The sequence below is a fragment of the Psychrobacter sp. FME13 genome (assembly GCF_014861395.1).
In the GTDB taxonomy this organism is placed as follows: Bacteria; Pseudomonadota; Gammaproteobacteria; order Pseudomonadales; family Moraxellaceae; genus Psychrobacter.
This window is the reverse complement of sequence record NZ_RRYV01000217.1, coordinates 1-3751: the sequence shown is the minus strand read 5'-3', so window position 1 is coordinate 3751 and position 3751 is coordinate 1. Positions and strand designations below refer to the sequence as shown.

The 3751-nt window shown below is 41.1% G+C and carries 3 protein-coding genes; all 3 read left to right on the top strand.

Annotation, left to right across the window (positions count from 1 at the left end; translation table 11 throughout):
- The first annotated feature begins 182 nt into the window (after positions 1-182).
- The 3 genes from EI164_RS15095 (at position 183) to EI164_RS15085 (ending at position 3659) form a co-directional block, all read left to right on the top strand.
- Entirely contained in the window at positions 183-479 is a 297-nt protein-coding gene (locus tag EI164_RS15095) for a SlyX family protein (RefSeq protein ID WP_192520756.1), read from the top strand.
- Positions 480-723: 244 nt separating this feature from the next.
- A complete protein-coding gene (locus EI164_RS15090; RefSeq protein ID WP_192520755.1) occupies positions 724-1908 on the top strand; it encodes an OmpP1/FadL family transporter in 1185 nt (394 codons plus the stop codon).
- A gap of 443 nt (positions 1909-2351) precedes the next feature.
- Positions 2352-3659, top strand: coding sequence for an OmpP1/FadL family transporter (locus tag EI164_RS15085; protein WP_192520754.1), 1308 nt, complete (start codon positions 2352-2354; stop codon positions 3657-3659).
- Positions 3660-3751: the final 92 nt, after the last annotated feature.

Here is a 3751-nt window from a genome sequence, read left to right as displayed (position 1 = left end):
CGTCTATGGGCATCTCACAACTCCATTGTATTCTTGGTCGAAAACAATAGATTAGTGAGGTGCTCTTCTTTTTTCAATCACTTTCGAAGTTGAGAGTGGGGTATATTTAAGGTCGTTAAATGTATCAATGTGCTGATTGACGACATGCCTAGCTTTATATTTACGATAACCCAGAGAAAGACATGAATCCACCTAACACTAAAGACAATGCTGAAAACAACGCTGAAGATAATGCTCAAACTGATGACTCAGTTGTGCAGGCTGAATCACAAATGCAGCAGGTTATTGACCTGCAAATGAGCATGGCACATCTTGAGGTAATAGTCGATCGTCTCGATGAAGTGATTGCGCGGCAAGATAAAGATATTCAGACATTACAACGACAGCTGCAGTTGATTTATAAACAAGTTAAGGATCAAGATACAGACAGTGGTATTGCGCCATTTGATGTGATGGCAGATAGACCACCTCATTACTAGAGTGTGTTTTATTCTTTGATCAGAGCACTGATGGTGCGTCTGTAAAAATTTTCAACATGAATCGAGTATATTTCTATTTATGGATATACATATCTAACAATGACTACTTGGTCATACAGAATAAATAATGTATCCTTACGGTTGTTTTAATGTTTAAAAATCATTACTATTCCCCATCTAGGATACTGCTTACTCACAAAAAACCGGTATGCAGTAAAACAATGCGGACGTTTGGAGACATATAATGCGCAATACCTTCCATCTCAAAAATCTAACAGTGGCTGTTGCTGCTTTTTCTGTTGCTAGTGTTGCTAGTGCTGCTGGCCTTGATCGTTCAGGTCAGGATATTACTGCATTTTTACAAGACGGTACTTATGCCGAGGCTGTCTATACTTACATCGATGCTGATGTGACAGGTAATGATGTGGCAGGTAACAAAATTGGTGACATCGCCGAATCTTATGATTTCTTTCGTTACGGTGTAAAAGCAGACCTCAATGATACTTATAGTGTTGGTATCTTATATGATGAGCCTTTTGGTGCTGCGGCTGACTATAGTGGTGACAACAATTTCGTCGACGCTAGTGGTGAAGGTACGAATGTAGAAGTCCGTACTGAGAGTATTACCGGTATCGTCGGTGCAAAATTTGGTGAAAATAAAAACTTCCAAGTATATGGCGGTCCAGTGGCCCAGCGTGTTAAAGCTGATGTAAAGCTGCGCGGTACAGCCTATAGTGCTGCGAATGGTTATACGACCCACATCAGCCCAGATCAAGAGTATGGTTATATTGCTGGTGTTTCCTACAGTAAGCCTGAAATTGCACTAAAAGCGGCGTTGACGTACCGTTCAGAGATTGAACATACAGCTGATGCTGCAGAAAGTTACCCTGCAGTAGCAAGCTTCCCTGGATTTGGTCCAAGATCAGGTGATATTGATATTACTACCCCTGAGTCAGTCAACTTTGATTTTCAAACGGGTATCAATCCAACGACATTAGCAACTGCAAAAGTACGTTGGGTGCCATGGGGTGATTTCTCAATTGTACCGTCACTATACAATGACGTTAGTAAACTGAACGCTGCTTATCAACCAGACGGCCTACCGTTAGTCAGTTATGATGAAGATCAATGGGTAGTTGAGCTAGGTCTTGCCAAACGTTTGAATCCAGCTTTAGCGGTCAGTGGTACCGTTGGGTGGGATAGTGGTGCTGGCAATCCTGTGACCTCATTAGGCCCTACAGAGGGTTACTATAGTGCCGGTTTAGGGGCTAAGTATAATGTCACAGAAAACTGGGCAGTTTCAGCGGGTGGTAAATACCTATGGCTTGGTGATGCTGATGGTCAGGTGCCGACCAAAAATGTTGTTGGCAACTTTGAAGACAATGACGCTTTTGTAGTTGGTATGAAAGTTTCTTATCAAGCAAAGTAAGTTTCACCATGACTAAATTTCACCATGATTAAGTTTCATCATGATTGTGTTCCATGATGGTTATATTGCTAAGTAATATATTTGGCAATGAAAAAAAAGCGACTCTATACGGGTCGCTTTTTTTGTGCACATATTGCTACCTGTAACAGCTTTATAGAAAATTTTATTACCTCTAGTTTTTGCGGATTTTACAAGCGTTAGCTGTGTCTAGATAATGTTAAGAGTGCTATAAAATATATATTATTAGAAAATCAAGTACTAATATGCTATTTATACTGTTCAGTCATAATTGGGAAATAAACTGCTTTGTTTGTTGTTTTAGTGTCTAAAAGGCATTAGTATTCAAGTTAGGACACGACTTTGATAACCTCAATGTTAAGCGCAGCAATGCCATATATTGGTTATTGAAGTAGTAATACAACAAGGATCGTTGGAGATACACAATGCGCAATCACTTTCATTTGAAAACCCTCGCAGTAGCGATTGCTACCCTTTCTATAGCCAGCGTCACCAATGCAGCTGGTCTTGATCGTTCTGGTCAAGATGTCACCGCTTTCTTTCAAGATGGCACTTATGCTGAAGCCGTTTATACTTATATCGATGCCGATGTGAGTGGTTATGATACTGCCAATACTAATCCTTATAGTAATGATTATGAACGTGGTAATAAAACAGGTGATATCGCTGAGCCTTATGACTTTTTTCGTTATGGTGTAAAAACTGATATTGATGATACGTTTAGTATTGGTGTTTTATATGATGAACCTTTCGGTGCTGCTGCCGAGTATACTGAAAGTAATTTTGTGGCAAACGATAATTTAGGTGAGTCTGCTGGTGAGTTGGTAGCTGACGGAGTTGATCAGCCAACTGCGGGTGCGATAGCCACAGCTGAGACAAGTGCCGCTGGTGAAAATACTAACGTCGAAGTACGTAGTCAAAGCTTGACAGGTATACTTGGTGTGAAGTTCGGTGAAAATAAAAACTTCCAAGTGTATGGTGGCCCAGTCGCACAGCGTATTCAATCAGAAACCAAGCTTCGTGGACTGGCATACGGCCCTGCTAGTGGTTACACTTCGACCAGCAACCCTGATATGGATTATGGTTACATAGCAGGTGTGGCCTATTATAAGCCTGAGATTGCTTTAAAAGCAGCGCTGACGTACCGTTCTGAGATTGAACATAATGTAGATATAGCTGAAACCTATCCTATTAGGTCTATTATTTCTGGAGGTGCACTGTCAGCTAGTCAAAAGAGTGAGTATGAAATTACAACACCTAAATCTGTCAACTTTGACTTCCAAACAGGTATTAACCCGACGACATTAGCCACTGCTAAAGTACGCTGGGTACCGTGGAGCGATTTTGTCATTACACCGCCATTATACAATGAAGTGAGTAAAAACGCTGAACGACCCGATGGTCTAAACTTGGTTGAGTATGATGATGACCAATGGCAAGTAGAGCTTGGTTTAGCTAAGCGTATGACACCAGTACTAGCGGTTAGTGGTACCGTTGGTTGGGATAGTGGTGCTGGCAATCCTGTAACGTCGCTTGGTCCTGTCGAAGGCTACTACAGTGTTGGCCTTGGTGCAAAATATAACGTCACTGAAAACTGGGCAGTATCCGCTGGTGGCAAATATTTGTGGTTCGGTGATGCTAAAGGCGCGTTACCCACTGATAAAATCGTTGGTGATTTTCAAGATAATGATGGCTTTATCGCCGGTGTGAAACTGTCTTATCAAGCACAATAATCATTTTTGTATGTTGTCGCTATATCATAAAAAATCGGGTGGTGTTCTAAAAAGTATGCTGGCATCAGACGTAGCCATAATTGATGTAAAAG